General features: G+C 27.6%; 28 protein-coding genes. 19 read left to right on the top strand and 9 right to left on the bottom strand.

The genetic code is table 11. The annotated features are described in order from the left end of the window. The 4 genes from WC168_RS05230 to WC168_RS05215 all read left to right on the top strand — a co-directional run. The coding region (locus WC168_RS05230; protein WP_372617936.1) for a PLP-dependent aspartate aminotransferase family protein at window positions 1–1,017 on the top strand (1,017 nt) is incomplete at its 5' end. Continuing rightward, a complete protein-coding gene (locus WC168_RS05225) occupies window positions 1,014–2,522 on the top strand; it encodes an aminotransferase class I/II-fold pyridoxal phosphate-dependent enzyme (RefSeq protein WP_372617934.1) in 1,509 nt (502 codons plus the stop codon). The genes WC168_RS05230 and WC168_RS05225, both read left to right, overlap by 4 nt. Before the next feature lie 203 nt (window positions 2,523–2,725). After that, window positions 2,726–4,069, top strand: coding sequence for a cytochrome c (locus WC168_RS05220; RefSeq protein ID WP_372617932.1), 1,344 nt, complete (start codon window positions 2,726–2,728; stop codon window positions 4,067–4,069). Continuing rightward, entirely contained in the window at window positions 4,069–5,262 is a 1,194-nt protein-coding gene (locus tag WC168_RS05215; RefSeq protein ID WP_372617930.1) for a hypothetical protein, read from the top strand. The genes WC168_RS05220 and WC168_RS05215 overlap by 1 nt, the downstream gene beginning before the upstream one ends. A 24-nt stretch (window positions 5,263–5,286) precedes the next feature. Here the strand turns inward: WC168_RS05215 and WC168_RS05210 are convergent, their stop codons facing one another. Both WC168_RS05210 and WC168_RS05205 read right to left on the bottom strand, forming a co-directional pair. Beyond that, a complete protein-coding gene (locus WC168_RS05210) occupies window positions 5,287–5,550 on the bottom strand; it encodes a helix-turn-helix domain-containing protein (RefSeq protein ID WP_066351766.1) in 264 nt (87 codons plus the stop codon). Continuing rightward, window positions 5,531–5,755 (bottom strand): hypothetical protein, encoded by a 225-nt coding sequence (locus WC168_RS05205; RefSeq protein ID WP_066351767.1) that lies wholly within the window; start codon window positions 5,753–5,755, stop codon window positions 5,531–5,533. Before WC168_RS05205 ends, WC168_RS05210 begins: the two co-directional genes overlap by 20 nt. Before the next feature lie 96 nt (window positions 5,756–5,851). On the opposite strand from WC168_RS05205, the gene WC168_RS05200 reads away from it, so the two are divergent. Further along, the gene (locus WC168_RS05200) at window positions 5,852–6,181 is read left to right on the top strand and encodes a hypothetical protein (protein ID WP_372617928.1); all 330 of its coding nucleotides are present in this window, start codon (window positions 5,852–5,854) and stop codon (window positions 6,179–6,181) included. On the opposite strand, the gene WC168_RS05195 is transcribed toward WC168_RS05200, so the two are convergent. Further along, complete coding sequence (locus WC168_RS05195) at window positions 6,134–6,394, bottom strand: hypothetical protein (protein ID WP_372617926.1); 261 nt, start codon at window positions 6,392–6,394, stop codon at window positions 6,134–6,136. The two genes, WC168_RS05200 and WC168_RS05195, sit on opposite strands and share 48 nt — an antisense overlap. A 301-nt stretch (window positions 6,395–6,695) precedes the next feature. Between WC168_RS05195 and WC168_RS05190 the strand changes: the two genes are divergently transcribed. Further along, on the top strand, window positions 6,696–7,250 hold the full coding sequence (locus WC168_RS05190; protein ID WP_372617924.1) for a GNAT family N-acetyltransferase: 555 nt from the start codon (window positions 6,696–6,698) through the stop codon (window positions 7,248–7,250). Here WC168_RS05190 and WC168_RS05185 read toward each other — a convergent pair. Both WC168_RS05185 and WC168_RS05180 read right to left on the bottom strand, forming a co-directional pair. Next, complete coding sequence (locus WC168_RS05185) at window positions 7,245–8,786, bottom strand: nickel/cobalt transporter (RefSeq protein WP_372617922.1); 1,542 nt, start codon at window positions 8,784–8,786, stop codon at window positions 7,245–7,247. The genes WC168_RS05190 and WC168_RS05185 overlap by 6 nt on opposite strands. Then, window positions 8,783–9,706, bottom strand: coding sequence for a metal ABC transporter solute-binding protein, Zn/Mn family (locus tag WC168_RS05180; protein ID WP_372617920.1), 924 nt, complete (start codon window positions 9,704–9,706; stop codon window positions 8,783–8,785). The genes WC168_RS05185 and WC168_RS05180 overlap by 4 nt, the downstream gene beginning before the upstream one ends. A 113-nt stretch (window positions 9,707–9,819) precedes the next feature. On the opposite strand from WC168_RS05180, the gene WC168_RS05175 reads away from it, so the two are divergent. From WC168_RS05175 to WC168_RS05145, 7 genes are all read left to right on the top strand, one after another. Further along, on the top strand, window positions 9,820–10,200 hold the full coding sequence (locus WC168_RS05175) for a Fur family transcriptional regulator (protein WP_372617918.1): 381 nt from the start codon (window positions 9,820–9,822) through the stop codon (window positions 10,198–10,200). 56 nt (window positions 10,201–10,256) lie between these two features. After that, the gene (gene pyrH / locus WC168_RS05170) at window positions 10,257–10,964 is read left to right on the top strand and encodes a UMP kinase (protein WP_066161341.1); all 708 of its coding nucleotides are present in this window, start codon (window positions 10,257–10,259) and stop codon (window positions 10,962–10,964) included. A gap of 33 nt (window positions 10,965–10,997) precedes the next feature. Continuing rightward, window positions 10,998–11,216, top strand: a complete 219-nt coding sequence (locus WC168_RS05165) for a DNA-directed RNA polymerase subunit omega (protein WP_066161340.1) — start codon at window positions 10,998–11,000, stop codon at window positions 11,214–11,216. Between the two features lie 17 nt (window positions 11,217–11,233). Then, complete coding sequence (locus WC168_RS05160) at window positions 11,234–13,396, top strand: bifunctional (p)ppGpp synthetase/guanosine-3',5'-bis(diphosphate) 3'-pyrophosphohydrolase (protein ID WP_066161339.1); 2,163 nt, start codon at window positions 11,234–11,236, stop codon at window positions 13,394–13,396. A 14-nt stretch (window positions 13,397–13,410) separates the two neighbouring features. Further along, window positions 13,411–14,619, top strand: coding sequence for a tyrosine--tRNA ligase (tyrS, locus tag WC168_RS05155; RefSeq protein WP_372617915.1), 1,209 nt, complete (start codon window positions 13,411–13,413; stop codon window positions 14,617–14,619). Between the two features lie 12 nt (window positions 14,620–14,631). Then, a complete protein-coding gene (locus WC168_RS05150; RefSeq protein WP_066161337.1) occupies window positions 14,632–15,711 on the top strand; it encodes a nitronate monooxygenase in 1,080 nt (359 codons plus the stop codon). 98 nt (window positions 15,712–15,809) lie between these two features. Then, window positions 15,810–17,501 carry an N-acetylmuramoyl-L-alanine amidase gene (locus tag WC168_RS05145; RefSeq protein ID WP_372617913.1) on the top strand — a complete coding sequence of 564 codons (1,692 nt, stop codon included), beginning with the start codon at window positions 15,810–15,812 and terminating at the stop codon, window positions 17,499–17,501. Here the strand turns inward: WC168_RS05145 and WC168_RS05140 are convergent. From WC168_RS05140 to WC168_RS05125, 4 genes are read right to left on the bottom strand one after another with little or no spacing between them, the layout of a single operon-like run. After that, window positions 17,464–17,910 (bottom strand): NUDIX domain-containing protein, encoded by a 447-nt coding sequence (locus tag WC168_RS05140; RefSeq protein ID WP_066161335.1) that lies wholly within the window; start codon window positions 17,908–17,910, stop codon window positions 17,464–17,466. The two genes, WC168_RS05145 and WC168_RS05140, sit on opposite strands and share 38 nt — an antisense overlap. Before the next feature lie 10 nt (window positions 17,911–17,920). After that, the gene (locus WC168_RS05135) at window positions 17,921–18,985 is read right to left on the bottom strand and encodes an LptF/LptG family permease (protein ID WP_372617911.1); all 1,065 of its coding nucleotides are present in this window, start codon (window positions 18,983–18,985) and stop codon (window positions 17,921–17,923) included. Further along, window positions 18,982–19,545, bottom strand: a complete 564-nt coding sequence (pth, locus tag WC168_RS05130) for an aminoacyl-tRNA hydrolase (RefSeq protein WP_066161333.1) — start codon at window positions 19,543–19,545, stop codon at window positions 18,982–18,984. The genes WC168_RS05135 and pth overlap by 4 nt, the downstream gene beginning before the upstream one ends. 9 nt (window positions 19,546–19,554) lie before the next feature. Further along, window positions 19,555–20,091: a 50S ribosomal protein L25/general stress protein Ctc gene (locus WC168_RS05125; RefSeq protein ID WP_066161332.1), complete on the bottom strand. Its 537-nt coding sequence runs from the start codon at window positions 20,089–20,091 to the stop codon at window positions 19,555–19,557. A 156-nt stretch (window positions 20,092–20,247) separates the two neighbouring features. On the opposite strand from WC168_RS05125, the gene folD reads away from it, so the two are divergent. The 6 genes from folD to nth all read left to right on the top strand — a co-directional run bounded on the left by folD (window position 20,248) and on the right by nth (window position 24,772). Continuing rightward, a complete protein-coding gene (folD, locus tag WC168_RS05120; RefSeq protein ID WP_372617908.1) occupies window positions 20,248–21,108 on the top strand; it encodes a bifunctional methylenetetrahydrofolate dehydrogenase/methenyltetrahydrofolate cyclohydrolase FolD in 861 nt (286 codons plus the stop codon). Beyond that, entirely contained in the window at window positions 21,109–21,891 is a 783-nt protein-coding gene (gene lepB / locus WC168_RS05115) for a signal peptidase I (protein WP_066351789.1), read from the top strand. 1 nt (window position 21,892) lies between these two features. Beyond that, complete coding sequence (rpiB, locus tag WC168_RS05110) at window positions 21,893–22,339, top strand: ribose 5-phosphate isomerase B (RefSeq protein ID WP_066161329.1); 447 nt, start codon at window positions 21,893–21,895, stop codon at window positions 22,337–22,339. 124 nt (window positions 22,340–22,463) lie between these two features. Further along, entirely contained in the window at window positions 22,464–23,693 is a 1,230-nt protein-coding gene (locus WC168_RS05105) for an HD domain-containing protein (protein ID WP_066408749.1), read from the top strand. Window positions 23,694–23,717: 24 nt separating this feature from the next. After that, the gene (locus tag WC168_RS05100; protein WP_066351798.1) at window positions 23,718–24,128 is read left to right on the top strand and encodes a hypothetical protein; all 411 of its coding nucleotides are present in this window, start codon (window positions 23,718–23,720) and stop codon (window positions 24,126–24,128) included. Further along, the gene (nth, locus tag WC168_RS05095; RefSeq protein WP_279134679.1) at window positions 24,125–24,772 is read left to right on the top strand and encodes an endonuclease III; all 648 of its coding nucleotides are present in this window, start codon (window positions 24,125–24,127) and stop codon (window positions 24,770–24,772) included. The genes WC168_RS05100 and nth overlap by 4 nt, the downstream gene beginning before the upstream one ends.

Here is a 24,772-nt window from a genome sequence, read left to right as displayed (position 1 = left end):
TATGATTATACAAGAAGTGATAATCCTACAAGAGCTACACTTGAAAACTTTTTTGCTTTTGCTGAAAATGGATATGGTGCTGTTTGTACTCACACAGGAATAGCAGCTGTTTCACTTCTTTTTGAAACTGTTTTAAAAGCAAATTCATCTATTTTAGTTGAAGCTGATTGTTATGGTGGAACATTTAGACTTTTAAAAGTTTTTAAAGAAAAATACAATATTAATGTAAACTTTACAGATTTTACAGATTTAAATATGCTTGAACATATTTTAAAAACACATAGCATTGATTTAGTTTTATGTGAAAGCCCTACAAATCCAGGCTTAAAAATAATAGATTTAAAAGAGATTGCAAATTTATCAAAAAAATATAACGCACTTTTTGCAGTTGATAACTCACTTGCAACTTTTATTAGTCAAAAACCTCTTGATTTAGGAGCTGATTTTTCACTCTTTTCTACAACTAAATTTATAAGTGGTCACGGAAGCGTAATTGCAGGTGCTATTGTTGCAAAAACTAAAGAATACTCAGAAAAACTTCACTACTACTCAAATGCCTTAGGAAGAAATCAAAATCCTCTTGATGTTCATCTAATATCACTTGGAATTAGTAGTTTAAAAGTAAGAATGAAAGCTAGTGAAAAATTAGCAAAAAAATTTGCTAAATGGCTTGAAGAACAAGATTTTATAGAAAAAGTTACATTTCCAGCACTTAAATCACATCCACAAAGAGCTTTAGCAAAAAAACAGATGAAGATAATTCCTAGTGTTTTTTGTGCTGATTTTAAAAGTGTAGAATTAGCCCAAAAATTCATAGAAAATGCAAAAATATTTGGAGAAAAATGCTCTTTTGGAAGTGCTGATAGTAGAGTTGAAATACCTTCTAAAATATCTCATGCATCTTTTTCAAAAGAGGAGTTAAAAGCAATTGGAATATCTGATAGTACGGTTAGATTTTCAATTGGATTTGAAGATTTAAAAGATTTAAAAGAGGATCTATTACAAGCTATAAAATGATAAAAGAGTCTATTTTTCAACCAATTATTTGTGGTGAGACTTTACCACCACAAAATATTCATGCAGTATCAACTTCTATGCCAACACTTCAAGATGTAATTGATTATGAAGAACAAACACCGCAGATTTTAGAAAAAATAAGTGTTGCGTACCCTAGATTTGTTATTCATCCATACTTAAAACTTTTATCAAAATATTTAAAAAACAAGTATGAAGTTTCAAATGACTATGAACTCATACTTTTAAGTAGCCAAAAAGCAGTTCAAGTTGTAAGTAACAAATACTTTATTCACAATAAATTTGATTTTTTTGAGCCTTTTGGAGTTATCAAAGTTTTAAAAGGAAGACAATATAAAAAGGTTTTAAAGTTTATTCAATATGTTGGATACAATCTATCTTCAAGATTAGCTGAAGATTACCTTTTTAAGCTAGGTTTGATTGAAAAAACTCAAAAAGAAGAGCTGGAAAAAAAAGAGTTATGTGAAGATATAATCTTAAATACTCTAGCAAATGCTTATAGTGAAAAAAAAGAGAATATTAAATTAAGTGTATCTGGGATGAATGCTATTTATAGTGTTTTAAAAGGTTTAAAAAATATTCAAGCAAGAAATGGAAAATCTATTTTAATACAGTTTGGATGGCTATATTTAGATACTACAAATATTGTAAATCACTATTTTGAAGAGAGCAGAGTTTTTTATGATGTTACAGATTTAAAATCGCTTGAAATTTATTTAGAAGAGAATAAAAATAGAGTTTTATCAATAATAACTGAAGTTCCAACAAACCCTTTAGTAAAAACTCCAAACTTAAAAAAATTAAGAGAGCTTTGCGATAAATACAATATAGTCTTAGTTATAGATTCAACTTTTGCAACACCATATAATCTAAATTTAAAACCCTACGCAGATATTTTTGTTGAATCTTTAACAAAATTTGCTTGTGGAAATGCTGATGTTTTAATGGGTGCAATTATTTTAAATAGTAATTTTAAAATATCTCATATAAAAAATGAATTTTTTAAACACTGCGATTTACCATATATAAAAGATATTCAAAGAATGGCTATTGAAATTGTAAATTATAAAAAAAGAGTTAAAAAAATATCACAAAATACAAAAGAGCTAATAGAGTTTTTAGAGACTTTACCTTATGTATCAAAAGTCTATTCATGTTTAAATAAAGAGAATTTTGAAAACTACAAAGATTTAATGATTGATAAAAATAGTATTTGTGGAATAGTTTCAATATATATAAAAAATGATTTTGAAAAAATTTACAATGCTCTAAACTTTGCAAAAGGTCCAAGCCTTGGAACTGAATTTACACTTTTAATGCCTTATACATATCTGGCTCACTATGATTTAATAACAAGCCAAAACGGTAAAGAGTTTTTAGAAAAAATTGAACTTCCAATAAATTTAATACGAATTTCTGTTGGAATTGAAGATATAGAAGATATTAAAAGAGAGTTTAGAAGGGTTACTAAGTTATTAAACTCATAACACAAAATTAACACTTAAATAATAAAATTTTATTCAATGGTCAATTTATATTAAAATATCAGCGTCTCCTACAAATCTGATAAAGTCACAATCTAAAATAAATTGACCACTACAAAACTTTTAACACAAACTTAACAATCTAGCATTAATATAGCAATAAGTTTTTCATTTTTAGAAAAACAAATTTAAAAAAGGAGAAAAGAATGGAACAAATTGGAATGTTTCCACTTTTTTATTTTCCAGAAATCGGCTCTGCGTGGATTATGGGAATAACAGGGACAATTCATATCTTAGCATCTCACACATCTGTTGGAGCTGCACTATTATTTGCTTTTTTAGCACATAAAGCCTATAAAGAAGATAGACCTGAGTTGTATGAATATATGAAAAAATATGGGATGTTTTTACTTATTTTTTCTTATGTGGTAGGTTCAATTACAGGTCCAGGGATTTGGTACACAGCAACTGCTGCTAGTCCAAGAGGAATTAGTGCTTTGATTCACAACTTTGTTTGGGTTTGGGCAACTGAGTGGGTATTTTTCGTGTTTGAAGTAGTTGGGGTTTTTGCTTTAGTTTATTTTATAAATAAAATAGATAGAAAAACTCACCTAAAACTCACTTATGCTTTTGCTTTAGCTTCTGTTGGAACTCTGTTTTTAATAATTGGAATTATTAGTTTTATGATGTGGCCAGGAAATGATGCTTTTTATCAAACAGGTTCTGTTAGTGATGCTTTTTTTGGACTTACAACTTTCCCTCACCTATTTTTGAGAATCGGATTTATGATTTTAATGTCTGGGGTTATTGGGCTTATTATTGCCTCATCATTAGGTGATAAAGAGTTAAAAAATGAACTAATTAGAAAAATGGGAATTACAAGTTTTATTGGTGGATTTATTACTGTTGTTTGTTTTATGTGGTATATGACAACAATTCCTGAAAATGCAAAAATATTATTAAGCATCTATATGCCAGATATTATTACTACAAAAGTAGTTTTAGTAGTTGCTTTTTCAACTTATTTTGCAATTGCTGTTTTAAAACCAAACTTTATAAATAGACCATTTGCTATTGTTATGTTATTTGTAATAGCTATTTTTGGATTATGGCCTGGGGAAAAATTAAGAGAGAGTATTAGAAAACCTTATGTTGTTGGACAATATGTTTATAGTAATCAAATTATGGGAAGAGATGTTCCTGGGAAAAATATCAAAAATGAGGTTGAAATTATTGAAAAACATGGATTATTAAAAGTAAATCCTTGGATTCCAGATAGATTAAAAACAATTACACCTGAAAACAAATTAGAAGTTGGAGAACTTCTTACAAAGATTGCTTGTTCAAATTGTCACTCACTTGAAGCTACTGGAAAATATAGACCACTATTAAAAAATTTCGCTGGTCAAGATAAAGAGATGATTAAAACATTTATGCAATATTCACTAGCAACTGGTGCAATCCCTTATATGCCAAAAATCAGCCTTCCAGATGAAGAGTTTGATGCAATGGCAACTTGGATTGAATCACAAATTAATAAGGAGAAATAATGGATTCAGGAATTTTAAATCTACTTCAAGACCCAGCAGGAGTTCCTTTTTATCCTGTTGTTTTTCAAGCTTTATATGTATTAACTTGGGCTTTACATGCTCTATTTGTATTTTTATCTTTGGGAAGCTTAGGCTTATCTTTATATGGTGGAATTAGACAAAAAAGTGATAATAACTGGAAAATATTAACTGCACATCTAATACAAACTGGAAAGATTAGTGTTTCATTATTGATTGTTTTAGGTGTTGCTCCACTTCTATTTACGCAAGTAATTTATGATCCAAACTGGTACACAATAAACACTCTATCAGGACTTTGGGTTGTTATATTTATTTACTGTTTATTAGTAGCTTATAGTATTTTTTATTGGTACTACTATGCAAATAAAAAACAAAGTTTTATAAGTGGTTTAATAGGAACTATCTCTTTTGTACTTTTAGTAATTTGTGGCTTAATCATGCACACTTTCGCTGTTGAAGCAATTCAACCTGATAAATGGATGCAGTGGTATGCTCCAAATGGAGTTGTTGATACTTCTGGAACAAATTTTCATCCAGAAACTATTAGATATATCTTCTTTATGATATTAAGTATTCCAACACTTGGATTATTTTTACAAAACTATAGTGATTTTTTAAAATCAAATAAAAATTTTGATGAGTCATTTATAACTTATACGAAAGATTTGGGTAAAAAAATCACAACTCTTGGACTTATAGCAACTTTAATCTCATTTATTGTTTGGATATATTCAATAGATAAATTAATTGATATTTTCTCTATTGTGATTTGTATCTCATTTTTAACTCTGATTTTATTAGCTAAAAATCTTAAAAATAGTTATATATCAACTTCTATTTTTATTGTTATTTTACTTTTAATCTCAGGATTTAGAGAGTATATAAGATACAACATAATGAATAATTTAGGTTATGATATCTACTCTTATACTCTAAATATAGAGTGGGCATCTATAATTATGTTTTTATTAACATTCTTATCTTTAGGTGGTATTGGTGTTACTTTTATAGCTACAATTGCTTGGAAAGTAGGAAAAAGTAGTGGATATTTTGATGCTTCAAAAGATAAAGCTGTTACAACTATGGCAAATGCTGTTTTATGGATTTTATCTATTTGGTGTATTGTATATTTTGCTTGGGGATTTTATACTCTATTTAAAAATAGTTTATAAAAAAGGGGACTTTTGTCTCCTTTTTTAAATATCTATTTTATATCCATAATTTCTATGAGAAATTATTAACTCTTCGCCAATTAATTTTCTAAGTTTAAAAATATGAAATCTTATAGATGAGTTTTTTGAGCTACTATTTACTGGATATATACTTTTTTCTAAACTATTTGTAGATACAAAATGACCTCTATATTTTAATAAATAATCCAATAAACATATAGCTTTACTCCCAAGTTTAGCATCAACTTTATTTAATAAAACTCTTTTATTAAAAATCTTGATAATCATTTAAAAGCTTTATTAGTTCAATTCTAGGTAGATTTTTTTCATTTATATTTATTAAATATAAATCATATATATTATTATAAATATGATCCAAAAACTCATCATTACTCACACAAATTTCTACTTGAAAACTATTTTTTAATATCTCTACAATTTTGCTAATAGAGCTATCTTTACTCTCCAAAACTAATATTTTTATTGCTTTCAATAATTATCTCCATCACCATATAAAAGAGTATTTTAAGAAAAATCTATTAATTATGTGTTAGTTTAAATAATAAAAAATATAGAAAATTATATACAAATGGATGTTTTCCGTCTTAGCTACAACAATATCTACGCTTATGAAATAGATAATCAAAATGTAGCTATTTTATTAACATACAACTCAAATGATGTAAAAAAACTTTTAAAAAAGTGTTTTTCTAATGAATTTTATATAGATACAGCTATTGTTACAAAAATTCATACAAATCCACTTATTCAAACTGTTGATTTTGAAAAGCTAAAAAATCTTTGCAATTTTTACAATATTCCAATCATCATAGACTCTACTTTTGCAACTCCATACAACTGGAGAGGTAACTTAAATACAGACACTATTTACTCCAAATCTATTTTGCAGTTTTTCTAGTGTACTATTTTCTAAACTTACACTCACTTTTTCACCATTTACGGGGTCTATAAAGCTTGTCTTAGAACTAGTTTGTGAAAGTTGATTATTTGTTTGATAGGATTGTTGTTTTTGGTTTTGTAGAGTTTCTTCAAAAGAGCTTTCATTTTTTAAACTATTTTTAGTCTTTACATCGTATGATGTAAAGACATTTCCACTTAATATTATTGTCATAATAACTAATATCTACCACTATTTATTTGTGATTGTTTTACAAACCATTCATTTGAATTTGCTAGTAAGAAACTAGCCCCTAATGTTAAAATTAACAGTTGTTTTTTCATTTTTCTATCCTTTATGTATTTGTGTATATAAAGCTTACAAATAAAAAACTTTTTATAACTTAAATATTAAGACTTTTTTATTAATGTTTATTATTAGTATTACAATAAGTAACAAATAAGCTAAAATATTTTCTATTAAATTCTTATTAACAAATATAATATAGAGTTACAATTCTAAAAAAGGATTATAAGTGATAAAAAAAGCAAATAAACAAAATATAGAAAATATTTCAAAACTAATTTATGATGCAATTCATGAAGTTGCAAATAGCTTAACTGGCGAAAATGAAGAGCACAAAATATTAAAAACTTTAGAAAATTATATACAAATGGATGTTTGTAGGCTTAGCTACAACAATATCTACACTTACGAAGTAAATAATAAAAATGTAGCTATTTTATTAGCATACAACTCAAATGATGTAGAAAAACTTGATAAGCCAATGATTGAACACCTAAAAACAAAAAATATATTTTTAAAATCTTTTGAAAAAGAGTGTTTTGAAGATGAGTTTTATATAGATACAGTTAGTGTTTTAGAAGATTACCAAGGTCAAGGTATTGCAAAAGAGCTATTTGCCTTTGCACAACAAAAAGCAAGAGAGCAAGGATTTAAAAAACTCTCACTTTTGGTTGATTTAGAAAATAAAAAAGCAAAAGCTCTGTATGAAAAACTAGGATTTATAGATAATACTACACTAGAGGTATCAAAAACTCAATTCTCTCATATGATAAAAGAGCTATAAACTTATTTTAAAACTACTTGAAGCAAAAAACAAAAACATAGCTAAAATAAACATAAAAATAGGTGCAACTATCTCTAAAATATCGATTAGTTTTTGAGATTTTGAAGAGATTTTGTGCAAACTAACTCCCAAAAATGATGATGCAAAAATCACAACAGCCATTCCAAGGCTAATACTTATACTTGCTAAAAATACAGCAAAATATGTTTTAAGTAAAAAAGCATAAACAAAAAGTAAAACAGTACCAGGGCAAGGAACTATTCCAGCTGTTAAAACAAAAATTAAATCCTGTTTTTTATTTCGTTTATGAACAGGTTTTATCTCTTTGATTTTTACTAAATTATTCTCCTCAACAATACTAAATCTAACTTTACTTAAATCACCACTACAAGCAGAACAAGAGCATCTTTTTTTAGTCAATTTTCTATATAAAATATATAGTGCTAAAATCATAATTACAAGTGCACTAAAAGATGTTATATATGAAACACTATCCTCTAAAAATTTATTTAAAACACTTTGAAGTACAAAAACAGATATTAAAACAATAATAAATGCACCTAAAATATGAATAAATGCAGTTAAAAGTGATATTATAAAAGCTTCAAAATATGTACTTTTTTGTGATGAGAAGTATGAAAATGCCAAAGCTTTTCCATGTCCTGGTACTATTGAGTGAACAACTCCATATAAAAAAGATGCAAAAAGTAAAAATATTAAAGCTAATTTATCCCCATTTTCAATATCTACAAGATTTTGTTTAATACTTGCAAAAAATTTATCTGTAAAACTTATTTTTTGCTCCTCTTCTTCTAAAACCAAAACCTCATCACTTTGTTTTTTTTGCTCATTTAAAATCTCTTCTTGAGGTTTTTCAAACTCTTTATTTTGCTCTTTTTTCCAAATATCTTCTAAAGACTCTTTGCTACTCTCTTCTACAGCCTCTACAATATTAAATTTTTGAGTCTGTAAATTAGGAGCCTCTATTAAATAAGTCACTCTATCTATTTTTGTAGTTTTATTAAATTTATAATTAGATACTACACTTTGATTTTTATCTTCTAAAATAAGAAAGAAAAACTCTTCATTGTCAAAGGCTCTAATGCTAAAATAATTTTTATCATAGAGTTTTAAATCAAGTAAAATCCTATAATCAAAAGATAGTATTCTACTCTTATTTTCAAAACTCATTTTGTAATCTTTAACCTTAAAAGGGATACTATTTTTTGAGTTATTATTACTATATGATATTGTTGTTAAAAAGCTTTTTTCAAGTAAATATGGCATCAAAGAGTCTTCAATTAGTTTCAACTCTTTTTCATTAAAACTTTTATCTAAGTTCAAATCATATACTTTTAAAAGCTCTTCACTAAAATCTTTTTCAAACTCCCATTTTATATCAACATAATCTATTTTATCTTCATTTACAACTACTTTTGTTTGTACATATGTTTTTGGTTGCATAAAAGCACACAAACTACAAGAGAGTAAGTAACTTGGAAAAATTATTGCTAATATAAAAACTATTCTAATCATCTATAACTTTTTGCAATCTCATTTGCTACTAGAAGCATATTATTGTACCAATCATCACTTAATGGATTTATAGATACTACATTTGCACCAATATTTTTTGATATTGTTTTTGCACTTTTTTGTGAAAATTGAGGAGATACAAAAACTATTTTAATATCATGTTTTTTAGCCTCTTCTACTAATTTTACAAGATCATTTGGTTTTGGCTCTTTTCCTTCAATCTCAATTGAAATTTGTTCAATTTCATATCTATGTGCAAAATATCCCCAAGATGGATGAAATACCATAAAAGCTCTACTTTTAAAATCTTTTAAAATATCTCTTATATTTTCATCTAAACTATCAAGCTCTTTTACAAACGCTTCATAATTTGATTTATAAAAATCACTATTTTTTGAATCAATCTTAACCATAGCTTCATAAATATTTTTTGCTTGAACTTTTACACTAATTGGATCTAGCCAAGTGTGAGGATCTAAGCCATCAGCTCCATGTTCGTGATCTTGATGTTCTTTATGCTCTGACTCACCATGATGGGCATGATCATCATGATTTTCTTCATCTTCATGCTCATCTTCATGATGAGTATGAGCAACCATTGCAATTTTTTCAATACCAATTGTTGTATCAACAAAAAGCGTATTTTTTGTATTCTCTTTAAATCTATCAATCCATGCTAATTCACTTGGATCTCCAACCAAAAAATAAGCTTTTGAAGAATTTAAAGCTTTCATTTGAGATGGTTTTGGTTCAAAATTGTGAGGTGAACTTCCTGGTTTTACCATAACATTTACATCAAACTTATCTTTTACTATTTTTTCTACAAAATATTTTTGTGGTAAAATATTAACCATAAGTTGTGGTTTGTTTGCATATATAAATGATGCAAAAACTAAAAACAGAACTAAAATTTTTTTCATAATCTTCCTTTTCGTTGCAACTTAGTTGCATTTTTTGAAATTTTAATCTTATTTCTCTTTAATGCAACTTAGTAGCAAGATATTTTAAAAAGCTTTTAGGTACAATCTTTTTTATGATTAGTTTAAAAAATATAACGGATTTTACAAATATAAAGTTAACAACAGCTAGAAAATCTATTTTAGAAATATTGGTTAGTTCAAATAAACCTTTATCATATGACGAAATAAAAGATAAAATCTCTATGGATAAAGCAACTTTTTATAGAAATATAGCAATTTTTGAAGAAGATGGAATAGTAGAATCATTTGAATCAAATGATAAAAAAAGATATTTTGAGATAAAAAAAACTCCACACTCTCACTTTATATGTACAGATTGCTCAAATATTGAGTGTATTCATGAAAGTTTAGATTTAAATTTAAAAAATTATATTGTTGAAAATATTATTTTAAAAGGTAAGTGTAAAAAGTGTAACAAAAGTAAATTAGACTAAGTTTTTGTTAATTGTTTTTTAGATAAAATCCGAAAATTATTGAAGGATATGAATATATGAATAAAAGAGTGCTTGTAAAGTTTTCAGGTGAAGCATTAGCTGGTTCTGAAGGTTATGGAATTGATACTAAAATTTTAGATTATATTGCTGAAGAGATTAAAAGTTTAGTTGAATTTGGCATTGAAGTTGCTATTGTTATTGGTGGTGGAAATATAATTCGTGGAGTTACAGCTGCTGCTGATGGTGTTATTAAAAGAACAAGTGCTGATTATATGGGAATGCTAGGAACTGTTATAAATGGTGTTGCTATGCAAGAAGCTTTAGAGTACAAAGGTTTAAGTGCAAGATTACAAACAGCAATTAAAATGGAAGAGATAGCTGAACCTTTTATTGTAAGAAAAGCTATGAGACACTTTGAAAAAGGAAGAGTTGTTATTTTTGGTGCAGGAACTGGAAATCCTTACTTTACAACAGATACAGGAGCAACTCTTAGAGCTACAGAGATTGGTGCTGATATTTTAATTAAAGCAACAAAAGTAAATGGAGTTTATGATAAAGATCCTATGAAATATCCAGATGCACAAAAACTTGATATTTTAACTTATGATAGAGCTTTGGAAGATCATATTAAAGTTATGGATGATACAGCTATTGCTTTAGCAAAAGATAATAAACTACCAATTGCTGTTACAAATATGAACGAAAAAGGAAATCTTCTAAGAATCGTTCAAGGTGACTACAGCAAGTGTTCTGTTGTAAGATAGATTTTATAAACATATTAAATAAAGGAAAACAAAATGGAAAGATTAGAAGAGAGAATTTCAAGAGCTTTAAAACAAGTTGATAATGATAGATATATTCTAGCAATTGCTGTTGGACAAAGAGCTGATGAGTTAAGTAAAGGTGCAAAACCACTTTTAACTCAAAATACACAAAAAATGAAATATACTGATATTGCAATTGATGAGATTGCAAGTGGATTACTAAGAATTGACGGTTTAATAGATAAAAAATAGATTGTAAATATTTTTATATGAATCCATTTTTTAATAACATTCAAAAAATAAACAATCTTGATATTGCAATAGAGGAGTTAGGCAAACAAGTTCCTATCTCTTCTAAACTTAAAGAGATTATTGATTTTATAATCAAGGCCCATGAAAATCAGTTTAGAAAAAGTGGAGAGCCATATGCCGTTCACCCTATTCTTGTTGCAACAATAACAGCTAGTTTTTCAAAAGATGAAGATGTTATTGCTACAGCACTTCTTCATGATGTAGTTGAAGATACTCCCTACACTTTAGAGTTTGTTGAAGAAAATTGGGGTAAAAATGTCTCTAATATGGTTAAAGGTTTAACAAAAGTAGCAGATATTAGAGAAGAGAACTTTGTAACTTCAAAAGATTCAAGTGATACTAAAATTGTTCAAGCTGCACTTACATTTAGAAAGATGTTAATAGCATCAATTGATGACCCAAGAGTTTTAATTGTAAAACTTTGTGACAGACTTCATAATATGCTAACTTTAGGTGTTTTACCTCCTCATAAACAAAGAAGAATAGCTGAAGAGACTTTAGTTGTTTATGTTCCAATTGCAAATAGATTAGGAATTTCAACACTTAAAAATGAGCTTGAAGATTTGGCATTTTTCTATATCTATCCACAAGAGTATAAAAAAATCGATCAATTCTTAAAAGAGAATGAACAAGCTATGCAGCTTGGATTTAACAACTTTATAACTGTTACTAAAAATCTTTTAGAAAAAAATGGTTTTGAAGCAGATAAAATTAAAATATATTCAAGAGTAAAGCACCACTACTCAATCTATTTAAAGATGCAAAGAAAAGGTATAACTATTGAAGAGGTACTTGATTTATTTGCAATTAGAATTTTAGTTCCAAGTGATATTGACTGCTACAAAGCTTTAGGTCATATTCATTTAGAGTTTAAACCGCTTGTTTCAAGATTTAAAGATTATATAGCAACACCCAAAGAGAATGGTTATCAAACAATTCACACAACAGTTTTTTACAACTCAAAAATATATGAGATTCAGATTCGTTCTTTTGATATGCATAGTATTGCAGAGTATGGAATTGCTGCTCATTGGGCTTATAAAAATGGTGAGAAAGTTAGCCAATCAACAGCAGCAAATGCAAATTTAAATTGGTTAAAATCTTTAGAGTTTTCAAATGACAATATTGAAGAGTTTTATAATGAAACAAAAGAGAATCTATTTAATGATGAGATAATAGTTTACTCTCCAAAGGGCGAAGTTTTTATTCTTCCTATTGGATCAACTGCATATGATTATGCTTTTGCTGTTCATACAAATGTTGGTAAAAAAGCAGTTCATTGCTATATAAATAAAATAAAAAAACCACTATTAACTGTTTTAAAAAGCACTGATATTGTTCAAATTGAACTTGCAGATGAGCCTATTATTAGATGCTCTTGGATTGATATGGTAAAAACTTCAAGAGCAAAAAAACAACTTAAAATTTTATGTATGCAAAAACAAAGAGAGATTGATGAGTTATCTGGTAAAAATATAATAAATACAATATTCTCAAGATATTATGATGACATTTTAAAACTATATCCTGTAAAAACTCTCTATAAAGTTCCTACAAACTTAGCATTTATGAAAAATGCAAAACAACTAGTAGAGAAAAAGGTACTAAAAGAGAAAGGTATCATGGGTAGATTTAAAATCTTAACTAGTAAAATAAAAGAGTTTAAATTTGACAATATGCTTCTTTACTCAAACTTTAATATAAATTCAGTATCATTTGACCACTGTTGTCACCCAAAATTTGGAGATGATATTATTGCTTTTAGAAACTCACATAGTGCAGTAGTTCACCATAAAATGTGTGATAAAGCTTATTCTAAAATCAAAGAAAATTCTCAAATGATATTTTGTAGATGGGAAAAAAATGCTGTTTACCAATATAAAATGTTAATTAGCATTCCAAATACAAAAGGTGAATTAGCAAAAGTTTTAGCATATCTATCTAAAAGTGATTTTTATATTTTAGGAATTAACTTTGGAAGACAAAAACACTCATATATTCAATATTGTGATATTGAATTTGAAATAAATAACTCAAATACTGATGAAGTAAGACAAATTGTTGAAAAAAATATAAAAGTTATTGAGTTTACATCAAAAAAAGATGCATATAATAAATAAAGGTTTAATTAAATATGGAAAATAGATTAAAAGAGGCATTAGAAGAGATTAAAAGAGGAACTGCTGAGATTATTGATATTGAAGCGATAGAAAAGTTAATAAAAAGATATTTTGAAAGTGGTGAAAATTTTTATGTAAAAGCTGGATTTGATCCAACAGCTCCTGATATTCACTTAGGACACACAGTTTTAATACAAAAACTTGCAACTTTTCAAAAATATGGTGGAATTATTCAATTTCTAATTGGGGATTTTACTGCAACTATTGGAGATCCAACAGGAAAAAGTGAAACAAGAAAAGTTTTAAGTAGAGATGATGTATTAGCAAACGCTGAGACTTACAAAGAGCAAGTTTTCAAAATCTTAGACCCAAATAAAACGCAAGTTGTTTTTAATAGTACTTGGTTAAAAGAGCTTGGAACTGCTGGTCTTATAAACTTAGCTTCAAATCTTACAGTTGCTAGAATGCTTGAGCGTGATGATTTTTCAAAAAGATATTCAAGTAATACTCCAATTGCAGTAAGTGAATTTTTATATCCCCTACTTCAAGGTTATGACTCAATAGCACTTAATAGTGATGTTGAACTTGGTGGAACAGATCAAAAGTTTAATTTGCTTATGGGAAGAACTTTGCAAAAAGCATATAACTGTAAAAAACAACAAGCAGTTTTAATGATGCCAATTCTTGAAGGTCTTGATGGTGTTCAAAAGATGTCAAAATCATTGGGTAATTACATTGGTGTTACAGATGAGCCTTTTGATATGTTTGGAAAAGTTTTATCAATTTCTGATGAGCTTATGTGGAGATATTTCGAACTTCTTTCAAGTAAAAGTTTAAAAGATATTGAAGAGATAAAAAAAGGTGTAGAAAATGGAACAATGCACCCTAAAAAAGTAAAAGAGGATTTAGCATCTGAAATAGTTGATAGATTCCATGGAGTTGGTTCTGGAATTGATGCAAAACTTGAATTTGAAAGAGTTTTTGCTAAAAAAGATATTCCAACAGATATGCCAGAGTTTATATTTGAAGGTGAGATTTGGATCTGTCAAGCTATGGTTGATAGCAAGTTAGTTGATTCAACTTCACAAGCAAGAAGAGATATAAAATCAAATGCTGTATCAATAAATCAAGAAAAAATAAGTGATGATAAGATAAACTTAACATCTGGCGAATACATTTTGCAAAAAGGCAAAAAAAGTTTTGCAAAAATAATAATAAATTAAAAGAGGCTAATTGTGAAAATAGGAAAATATGAGATAAAACATCCAATAATTCAAGGTGGTATGGGTGTTGGAATTAGCTGGGATCAATTAGCTGGACATGTAAGTCTTGAGGGTGGTTTAGGTGTTATTTCGGCTGTTGGAACTGGTTATTATAAAAAACTAAGTTCAAATGTTAATATTGTTATGAGAAAAGATAAACCAAAGGAGGTTTTAAATTTTTATAGCAAGGGCGCGTTAAAAGAGATTTTTGATAATGCTAGAAAAATTTGTGGTAATCTTCCACTTGCTTGTAATATTTTATATGCAATAAATGATTATGGAAGAGTTGTAAAGGATGCTTGTGAAGCTGGTGCAAATATAATTATTACAGGAGCTGGAATTCCTACAAATATGCCAGAGTTTACAAAAAACTTCCCAGATGTAGCACTTGTACCAATAGTTTCAAGTGCAAGAGCTTTAAAACTTATTTGTAAAAAATGGGAAAGATACAACAAACTTCCAGATGCTGTTATTGTTGAGGGACCTTTAAGTGGTGGTCATCAAGGGTTTAAGTATGAGGATTGCTTTAAAGAGGAGTATCAACTTGAAAATATAGTTCCTCCTGTTATTGAAGAGGCTAAAAAGTGGGGAGATATTCCTGTTATTGCAGCTGGTGGAATTTGGGATAAAAAAGATATAGATAAATTTTTAGCTCTAGGTTGTGCTGGTGTTCAAATGGCAACTAGATTTATAGGAACACATGAATGTGATGCTGATGATAATTTTAAAGAAGTTTTACTAAAAGCAAAAGAAGAGGATATTGTTTTAATGAAATCTCCTGTAGGTCTTCCTGCAAGGGGAGTTAAAACTAATCTTCAATTTGCAATAGAAAATAAAACAGCTCCTAAGGTTCAATGTATATCAAACTGTGTTGCACCTTGTAACAGAGGTCATGAAGCAAGACTTGTAGGATATTGTATTGCTGATAGACTAGGAGCTGCATATAAAGGTGATGTTGATACTGGACTATTCTTCTCAGGTTCAACAGGATATAAAATTGATAAGATAATCTCTGTAAAAGAGTTAATGGAAAAATTAACTAAAGGAGAGTAGTTATTTTTTTAAGAGCTCTACTTCTAATAATCTTTATTTTAAATTTTTCTTACTCAAATAACTTTGAACAAGAGTATAGAGAGGCTAGAATTGAGTTTTTGAAATCATCTTTAAGAAAAGATGATGATCAAAAAATTAAAGATTTAAAACAGATTATATCTTTGGGTAAGAAGATTGGAAAAGATGTAAGAGCTGATGAGAAAAAACTAGAAGTTTTAGAACGAAAAGTTCAAAGAGATAAAACTTTTCGTAAAAATATAAATAGCATTCCTGACTCTAGAGAAAAGAAAGATTCAAAACCAAAATTAGAGAATCAAAAAATAGATAGTAAAAGTGATATTTTATTTTCTGTAAAAAATGTATATACAAAAAACAATCAAATAATTATTGAGTTTAATAAAAATATTACAAAAAAAGATATAAATTTCTTTGAACTTAATCAGAAAAATAGTTTTAGAGATGTTTATGATATAAATGGCTATTTTAAAGATGCACTTGCAACAAAACTTGAGATTGATGGAAAAGAGAGAGTAACAATTGCTCAATTTAAACCAAATATTTTAAGAATAGTATTGTCAAATAACAGAAAAATTGATTCAACTTTTAGTGTTGTTAATAGTAAAAAAATTGTTATAAATGTTGAACAAGAAAAGATAGTTCAAACAAAAAAAGATATTATAAAACCAAATATTACTCAAGATAAAACTTCAAATTTTATTGATTATAAAAATAATATTAGAGAGATATATACAGAAAATAACTCTATTTTTATAAAATTTAATAAAAACTTTTCTCAAAAAAATTTAAAATATTTATCATACCAACAAAATGGAAAGTTTGAAGATGTTTTTGAGATACAAGGTAGATATCAATATGCAAATCCAATTAAATTATCTATGGAAAATACAAACCAAATTATCACAACTCAAGAGAGAAATTTTGTAAGATTAAAGCTTTTAAATAACTCAAAGGCAAATATAGTATATAACTTTATTGATAACAAGACTTTAAGAATCACTCATATTAAACAAGTAGAAAAAGAGTCTAAACATACAAATATAGCTACAGCTCCACCTGTAACTCAAAAAATAAGTTCAAATAATAAAACAAAGAAGAAAACTATTGTTATAGATGCTGGACATGGTGGTAGTGATGCAGGAGCTGTAGGTCCCAAAAAAAGATATGAAAAGGTAGTAAATCTTGCTGTTTCAAACTATTTAGCAGATATTTTGAAAAAAAGAGGTTATAAAGTTTATGTTACAAGAAGCAGTGACAAATTTATAAAAGTAATGGATAGAACAATTTTGGCAAATGAGAAGAATGCAGATCTATTCTTATCAATTCATACAAACGCTATGCCAAAAGATAAAGCAAATAGTACAAGTGGAATAGAGACTTTTTTCTTAAGTCCAGCAAGAAGTGAAAGAGCAAAAAGAGTAGCTGCACTTGAAAATCAAAGTGATATTAGAGAGATGAATGAAAAATCAAAAGATGTGTTTTTGGAGAGTTTAAATAGACCTAGAATAACAGCTTCTCATAAATTTGCAATAGATGTTCAAGCTGGACTTTTACAAGCTGCTAGAAGTAAGTACAAAGATGTAAATGATTCAGGAGTTAGAGAGGGTCCATTTTGGGTATTGGTTGGTGCTCAAATGCCATCAATTTTAATAGAACTTGGATATATTTCTCATCCTGAAGAGAGTAGAAGATTATATGAAGCTAGTTATCAAAAAGAATTAGCTAATGGTATTGCTAATGGGATAGACTCTTACTTTCTAAAAAATCCTTAATATTTTTTACTAAATCTTTTTGTAAAGATTTTATTTTTGGAAGTTTTTTAAGAGAGAAAAACTTCACTTTTTGATTTTCCCAAGACAAATACTCTTTTTTTAAACTATCTTTTTCAAAATATTTATCTAAATTATCAATATTTGATGCATTTACAAGCCAAATTCCTACATCTTTATCTCTATTTATCTGCTCAAAATAGTCTTCAAATAGTGCAATATCAACCATAATTGAGCTCTCTTCAAAAAACTCTCTTTTAGCGCACATAAAAGCACTCTCATCTTTAAATTTACTACCTTTTAAACATCCCCACTTATCATCACTTGAAAAACCTAAACAAAGTAAAATTTTAATATCTTTTTTCTCTACTTTGTAGATAACTATTCCATATGTTTTTTTATGAATTGCCATTTGACCTACCCTATTTTAAACTAATTTTTTTATAAAGAATATATGAAAAGATTACCCATAAAAATAGAGGTAGTAATAAAGATAACTCTGGCATAAAAGTTCCAGAGCTTGTTATTTTATATAAAAAGAAAAAACAACCCCAAATTACAAGTGTACTAAATACTCCACCTGCTATAAAATTACCTAAATTAAAAAATCTACTATTTAATGATGTATAAGCAAATATCAAATATATAATTGGAACTATAAAAAATGGTATAAATAGAGTATTATATATAACAGCTCTAACTTTTTTTGTATTAATACCTTGTTTCTGTAATAGATTCCAAGCACTTAATGCATCAAGCAAAGAGTATTCACTTTTTGATTCATATACATTATTTAATATTTTAGGTAAAAACCCCTCAAGAGTTGTAACTGACTCAACATTTTTTATTGTCAATTTAGAACTCTCTTCAAGCTCTTTTGGTTTTGAAATAATTTTAGCATCACTTGCATACCATCTATTATCTAAAAAATAAGCTTCTTGAGCAATTATTGTCTCAACAATCTCCTCATTCTCTATTTTGTAAATATGTATATCAACAGCTTTTTGCTCTGCTGGATATAATTTTTTAAAATATACAAAATAGTCATCATATTTTAAAAAAATATCAGTTTTTGTATTTGTAAAATATTCATTATTTACAATTTTTCTTTTTTGCTCATAAGAGTAAGCCAAAGGAGTTGATTGAAGAACTATTAATGATACTATGAAAAATAAGGCTGTATATATTATTGGAGCAATAATACTCTTTTTTGAAGCTCCAAGTGCGTGAAATGCAACAAATTCGTTATTTTTTACAAATGTTATTAAAGTAATTATAACTGCAAAAACTAGTGATAGTGGAAGAGTTAGAGTTAAAGTAAAAATTGTATTATAGAAAAGATACAAAAGCTGTAGGTTTGCAGAGCTAGGAAGAGATTTAAAATTTTGTAAAAAATCTAAACCTGTAAAAAAAACCTCTAATGAAAGAAGAACTATTATAAAATTTTTTAAATATTTTATTAAAATATATTTTGAAAGTGTACTCATAATTCCAACTTCAAACTAAATTTTGATTTAACTTCATCAATTGATAACTCTTTTAAAGCCTCAACTGAAGATGCTACATGAGGAATTATTGTACTATATAAAATCTCTAGCTCTGCTTTTGAAAAATCATTTAATACATAATTTACAACTTCAGCTTTATCTTTTGGTTTTCCAATTCCAACTCTTACTCTAATATAATCTTGTCCAATATGAGAATCAAGCGATTTTAAACCATTATGTCCACCATGACTTCCACCTATTTTATATCTTACAACACCAAATGGAAGATCTAAATCATCATGAATAATAATCACATTTTCTAAATCAATTTTATAATAATCCATAATTGCTCTAATGGCAACTCCTGAATTATTCATATAAGTATTTGGCTTAGAAAATAGATTATATCCCGATTTTTGTAAGTTTGATTGAAAATTTTGATTATTTATATTTGTAGTATTTAGATTTTTAGTCATAAAATCTACGACTAAAAATCCAATATTGTGTCTTGTATTTTGATATTTTTCACCAATATTTCCAAGACCAACAATTAAGTGCATAATTTCTTATTATTTAGCTTTAATTACACCAACGATTGGAACTCGTGGGTCTAAATAGCAATCAACACCCTCTGGAAGTGTTAAATCTCTTAATAATACGTTATCACCAGTATCAAGATTTGTTACATCAATTGTTATGTTGTTTGGTAAGTTTTCAACCATACATTTAACTGGAACTCTTCTTGTGTGAAGCATTAAAAGACCTTTATTTTTAAGACCTTTAGCTGTTCCTGTAGTAACAACTGGAATAGAGTATGAACTTCTTACACCTTTTTGTGCAACCATTAAATCAACATGTAATAAATCAGAAGTAATAGGACATTTTTGGTACTCTTTTACAACTACACTTAAAACTTTTCCATCTACTTTAATATCAAAAGCAAGAGTAGTTTTATTTTTTAAATATTTGATATACTCATTTCTTTTAAATGCAGCAGAGATGTTCTCCATACCTTTTCCATAGATATTTGCAATTAAATATCCCTCTTTTCTTAAAGCCTTTACAGCTGGTTTTGTTATACTATCTCTTACGATACCCTCTAACATTTTGGATCCTTTGTTTTAATTTAATATAAGGACGGGATTATATAAAAAAGTTTATAAATTTTAGGTTAATAGTTTATATATTTTTTAACTTTTGATAATTAATACAATTTTAGGTAAAATCTAATCTAAAATTTCAAAAAATATAAGGTAAGAAATATGATATTACTAGATGGAAAAGCACTATCTGCTAAGATAAAAGAAGAGGTAAAAGTTGAAGTTACTCAAATTGTAAAAGAGAAAAACATAACTCCAGGACTTGCAGTTATTCTTGTAGGAAATGATGCAGCAAGCGCAACTTATGTTGCAAGTAAAGCAAAGGCTTGTAAAGATGCTGGAATTTACTCAGTTGTACATGAAATGCCAGAGAGCATAACTCAAGAAGAGTTACTTGATACTATAAATATGATGAACAATAATCCAAAACTTGATGGTATTTTAGTACAACTTCCACTTCCAAAACATATAGATACAACAACTGTTTTAGAAGCTATAAATCCATTAAAAGATGTAGATGGTTTCCATCCATACAATGTTGGAAGAATGGTTTCTAATCTTGATTCTTTCTTACCAGCAACTCCATTTGGTGTTATGAGAATGTTTGAAGAGCATAATATTGAATTAAGTGGAAAAGATGTTGTAGTTATTGGAAGTAGCGATATTGTTGGAAAACCTATGGCATCACTTTTAATAAATAAAAAAGCAACAGTTACAGTTTGTAATAGTAGAACAAAAGATTTAAAATCTCACACTTCAAAAGCTGATATTGTAATTATTGCTGTTGGAGTTCCATATCTGCTAAAAGAGGATATGGTTAAAGATGGTGCTGTTGTTATTGATGTAGGAATTAATAGGCTTGATACTGGTAAACTTGTTGGTGATGCTGATTTTGAAGGACTTAAAAATAAATGTTCTTTTTTAACTCCAGTTCCAGGTGGAGTAGGACCTATGACAATTGCAATGTTGCTTAAAAATACAATAAAAGCTTCTAAACTAAGAGATAAAAGAGAATCAAAATAGATGTTAAGAAAAATTTATAACTGGTCATCTTCATGGACTGGAACAATTATAATTGTATTATCAATTATTTTTTTTATTGCTCAAGCTTTTGTAATTCCAAGTGGAAGTATGAAAAATACACTTTTAATAGGTGATATGCTTTTTGTTAAAAAATTCTCCTATGGTATTCCAACTCCTACAATTCCTTGGCTAGAGATTAAAATTTTGCCAGATTTTAATAAAAATGGACATTTAATAGAGGGTGATAGACCAAAAAGAGGAGATATTGTAGTATTTAGATATCCTCATAATCCAGATATTCACTATGTAAAAAGAGCTGTTGCAACAGGTGGAGATACTATTTTTCTAAAAGATAAAGAGTTATATCTTCATCCAAAAGAGGGAAACTCTTATGTGATTCAAAACTTTAAAGATTATGAAATAGTTGATATAGACAATACTTTGTTTGTAAAAAATCCATATTCTAAAGAGTTTAAAGGAATTCATAATGACCCTGAAGTTACAAAATATACAAGCTCTCATAAAGAACTCTTTGAAAAATCAAAAATAGTAATTCCAGAAGATGAAACATTTATGATGGGAGACAATAGAGATCACTCAAATGACTCAAGATTTTGGGGAAGTGTTCCGTATAAATATATAGTTGGAAAACCTTGGTTTGTATATTTTTCTATTGATGATGATTATAAAGTTAGATGGGATAGAGTTTTTAAAACTGTTGATACTTTACAAAAAGAGGCAACAGGAGAGATTAAAGAGAGAAGTAAAGAGGGAATTTATTAATATGAATTATTATATTGCAAGTGATCATGCTGGAGTTGTATTAAAAGAGTTTGTTGTAAATCTTTTAAAAAAAGAAGAGATAAATGTAGTTGATTTGGGTCCAAAAACAAATGATAGAGTTGATTATCCTGATTTTGCTAAATTAGTTTGCGAAAATGTACAAAAAGACAGAGGCTCTTTTGGGATTTTAATTTGTGGAAGTGGTATTGGAATGAGCATGGCTGCAAATAAATTTGATGGAATTAGAGCAGCTTTATGTCACAATATTTATAGTGCAAAAATGGCTAGAAATCACAATGATGCAAATGTTTTATGCCTTGGTGAGAGAGTTTGTGGAGAGGGACTTATTGAAGAGATAATTAAAGCTTGGCTTTCAAACTCTTTTGAAGAGGGACGACACACACAAAGAGTTGAAAAGATAAATAATCTACTCTCTTGTAGAGTTTAATTTAAAATATAAAAGGGGCAAAAATGGCTGATTGGCAAGTATATTTAATGATGACTGCTATAGTTGCAGCAATGCTTCTAGGAAAAAAACTTATGTTTTTTGATAAAAAAGATGAGGATAAAAAGTGATAAACCCAAAAATTATAGAGTATATTTATTCAAGTGCATCTATTCAAAGATGGAATGACTATCCAAGAATGGTTGAACTTGTAGAGCTTGATAAACAAGCTCACAAGTTTGTTATAGCATATTTTATAGCAAAATTAGAAAAAGATATAAACTTCACACACTTAATAGAAGCTGGTATTTTTGAGTTTTTAAGACGAGTTGTTGTAACTGATATTAGACCTGATGTTTTTAGAAAAGCTTTACAAAAAAAGTCAAATGAGATTAACTCTTGGGTTGTAGAAAAACTAAAAATTTCACTTCAAGATATTGATGGTGGAAATTTTTTACAAAAGTTTGAAGCATTTTTAAATGACTCATCTATGTACAAAAAAGAGAGATTTATTCTAAAAGCAGCTTCATATTTATCTACAAAATGGGAGTTCTCAATTGTATATCAAACAAGTCAATTTTTAAGTGATATAGAGGAAGTTAAAAAGGCTGTTGATGCTGAAATTGAAGATTACTATGAACTTGTTGGAGTTCAAAAAATTGCTTTAAATAAAAAGTTAGCAAAAATTGTTGATTTAAGTGGAAGATTGAGATTTCAAAAACGGTGGGCACAAACTCCAAGAATTCCTGAAACTTCAGTTTTAGGACATATGCTTACAGTTGCATTTTTCTCATATTTTTACTCAATTAAACAAAAAGCTTGTGATACTAGACTTCAAAATAACTTTTTCACTGCACTATTTCACGACCTTCCAGAAGCACTTACAAGAGATATTATAAGTCCTGTAAAATATAGTGTTGATGAGCTTTCAGATATTATTGCTGAGTATGAAGTTGCAAAAATAGAGGATGATATTTTACCAAATATTCCAGAATCTATTCAAAAGGAGTTCTCTTATATTTTAGGAATTAGTGATGGAATAAAAGAGGAGTTTGCAAATAAAGTTAAAATAGATGGAAAAATTTGCGAAGTTGAAGATATAAATAAATACAACCTTGATAAATATGAAGCAATAGATGGAAAAGCACTAAAACAGTGTGATAAACTATCTGCTTTTGTTGAAGCTAGCTTATCAATCTCTCATGGTATAAAATCAAAAGAGCTGATAAATGGTAAGAAAGAGATATTAAAAGGTTTAAAAGAGATAAATGGAGTTGATTTTAGACAAATTGCTCTTGAAATTGATAATGAATTTGGAAGTAATGGTCAAGTTCAAACTACTCTTGATTTTGATTAAATTGAAAATTTTTAAAGGAAAACTATGCAAATTATTGTAGGTATTGCACTTTTTATTGTTATTGTTACAGTTATAATTTATAAAGTAAATGATAAGTTTGAAAAAAGAGAGTTTTTAATATTTTTAGCTATTACATTTTTTGCAGTTTTAGTTGCTCTATTTTATGAAAACTACTCAAAGAATCAACTTCCTAATATGTTTAAAAAGAAGTATGAAAAAGAGAAAAGTATTGAGATTAGAAGTTTAGATAGTGAACTTTTAAACAATAAAGTAGTATCAAGTAAAGATAAATTTATATATACATTTACATATACTATATCAAAAGATGACTCTGAATACCTATGTACTATGAATAGTGTAGAGATACATAAAATAAAAAATGAGTTTATATTTATTAATTTTGATGATATAAAAGAAGAGTGTATCAAAAAATGAAAAAAGCTACAAAAGCTGATATAGAGATTATTAAAAAAGCTTTTATAGAAAACTATAGCGATGCTGTTACAGAGCTTAATTATAAAAATGATTATGAATTACTAATAGCAATAATTTTATCAGCTCAATGTACAGATAAAAGAGTAAATTTAATAACTCCAGCTTTGTTTGAAAAGTATCCAACTGTTTTTGACTTAAGTTGTGCAAATCTTGATGATGTAAAAAGACTTATAAACTCTTGCTCTTTTTTTAATAACAAAGCACAAAATATTATAAAAATGGCTCAAAGTGTTGTACAAAACTATGAAGGAAATATTCCTCATGATACAAAAGAGCTTATAAAACTAGCAGGTGTAGGAAATAAAACTGCAAATGTTTTTATGATTGAGTATAAGCAAGAAAATCTTATGGCTGTTGATACTCATGTTTTTAGAGTTTCTCATCGATTGGGACTTAGTGATGCAAAAAATGTAGAAAAAACCGAAGAGGATTTAGTAAAAAAACTAAAAGGTGATGATTTACATATTTTTCATCAAGCTATGGTTCTGTTTGGAAGATATATTTGTAAAGCTGTTAAACCCGATTGCGATAAGTGTTATTTTCCTCAAGTTTGTAAAAGTAAAAGTGGATTTAAGCCTAGTTAA

It is taken from the genome of Aliarcobacter sp., from assembly GCF_041672065.1.
Lineage (GTDB): Bacteria > Campylobacterota > Campylobacteria > Campylobacterales > Arcobacteraceae > Aliarcobacter > Aliarcobacter skirrowii.
Note: the sequence above shows the minus strand (reverse complement) of the source record. Positions and strands in the feature narration are given on the sequence as shown.

What these genes read in the sequence shown, in the direction of transcription:
- WC168_RS05225 (WP_372617934.1), top strand. Translation starts at nt 1,014, where the DNA reads ATGATAAAAGAGTCTATTTTTCAACCAATTATTTGTGGTGAGACTTTA.
- WC168_RS05220 (WP_372617932.1), top strand. Translation starts at nt 2,726, where the DNA reads ATGGAACAAATTGGAATGTTTCCACTTTTTTATTTTCCAGAAATCGGC.
- WC168_RS05215 (WP_372617930.1), top strand. Translation starts at nt 4,069, where the DNA reads ATGGATTCAGGAATTTTAAATCTACTTCAAGACCCAGCAGGAGTTCCT.
- WC168_RS05210 (WP_066351766.1), bottom strand. Translation starts at nt 5,550, where the DNA reads ATGATTATCAAGATTTTTAATAAAAGAGTTTTATTAAATAAAGTTGAT.
- WC168_RS05200 (WP_372617928.1), top strand. Translation starts at nt 5,852, where the DNA reads ATGGATGTTTTCCGTCTTAGCTACAACAATATCTACGCTTATGAAATA.
- WC168_RS05195 (WP_372617926.1), bottom strand. Translation starts at nt 6,394, where the DNA reads ATGACAATAATATTAAGTGGAAATGTCTTTACATCATACGATGTAAAG.
- WC168_RS05185 (WP_372617922.1), bottom strand. Translation starts at nt 8,786, where the DNA reads ATGATTAGAATAGTTTTTATATTAGCAATAATTTTTCCAAGTTACTTA.
- WC168_RS05180 (WP_372617920.1), bottom strand. Translation starts at nt 9,706, where the DNA reads ATGAAAAAAATTTTAGTTCTGTTTTTAGTTTTTGCATCATTTATATAT.
- WC168_RS05175 (WP_372617918.1), top strand. Translation starts at nt 9,820, where the DNA reads ATGATTAGTTTAAAAAATATAACGGATTTTACAAATATAAAGTTAACA.
- pyrH (WP_066161341.1), top strand. Translation starts at nt 10,257, where the DNA reads ATGAATAAAAGAGTGCTTGTAAAGTTTTCAGGTGAAGCATTAGCTGGT.
- WC168_RS05165 (WP_066161340.1), top strand. Translation starts at nt 10,998, where the DNA reads ATGGAAAGATTAGAAGAGAGAATTTCAAGAGCTTTAAAACAAGTTGAT.
- WC168_RS05160 (WP_066161339.1), top strand. Translation starts at nt 11,234, where the DNA reads ATGAATCCATTTTTTAATAACATTCAAAAAATAAACAATCTTGATATT.
- tyrS (WP_372617915.1), top strand. Translation starts at nt 13,411, where the DNA reads ATGGAAAATAGATTAAAAGAGGCATTAGAAGAGATTAAAAGAGGAACT.
- WC168_RS05140 (WP_066161335.1), bottom strand. Translation starts at nt 17,910, where the DNA reads ATGGCAATTCATAAAAAAACATATGGAATAGTTATCTACAAAGTAGAG.
- WC168_RS05135 (WP_372617911.1), bottom strand. Translation starts at nt 18,985, where the DNA reads ATGAGTACACTTTCAAAATATATTTTAATAAAATATTTAAAAAATTTT.
- pth (WP_066161333.1), bottom strand. Translation starts at nt 19,545, where the DNA reads ATGCACTTAATTGTTGGTCTTGGAAATATTGGTGAAAAATATCAAAAT.
- WC168_RS05125 (WP_066161332.1), bottom strand. Translation starts at nt 20,091, where the DNA reads ATGTTAGAGGGTATCGTAAGAGATAGTATAACAAAACCAGCTGTAAAG.
- folD (WP_372617908.1), top strand. Translation starts at nt 20,248, where the DNA reads ATGATATTACTAGATGGAAAAGCACTATCTGCTAAGATAAAAGAAGAG.
- lepB (WP_066351789.1), top strand. Translation starts at nt 21,109, where the DNA reads ATGTTAAGAAAAATTTATAACTGGTCATCTTCATGGACTGGAACAATT.
- rpiB (WP_066161329.1), top strand. Translation starts at nt 21,893, where the DNA reads ATGAATTATTATATTGCAAGTGATCATGCTGGAGTTGTATTAAAAGAG.
- WC168_RS05100 (WP_066351798.1), top strand. Translation starts at nt 23,718, where the DNA reads ATGCAAATTATTGTAGGTATTGCACTTTTTATTGTTATTGTTACAGTT.
- nth (WP_279134679.1), top strand. Translation starts at nt 24,125, where the DNA reads ATGAAAAAAGCTACAAAAGCTGATATAGAGATTATTAAAAAAGCTTTT.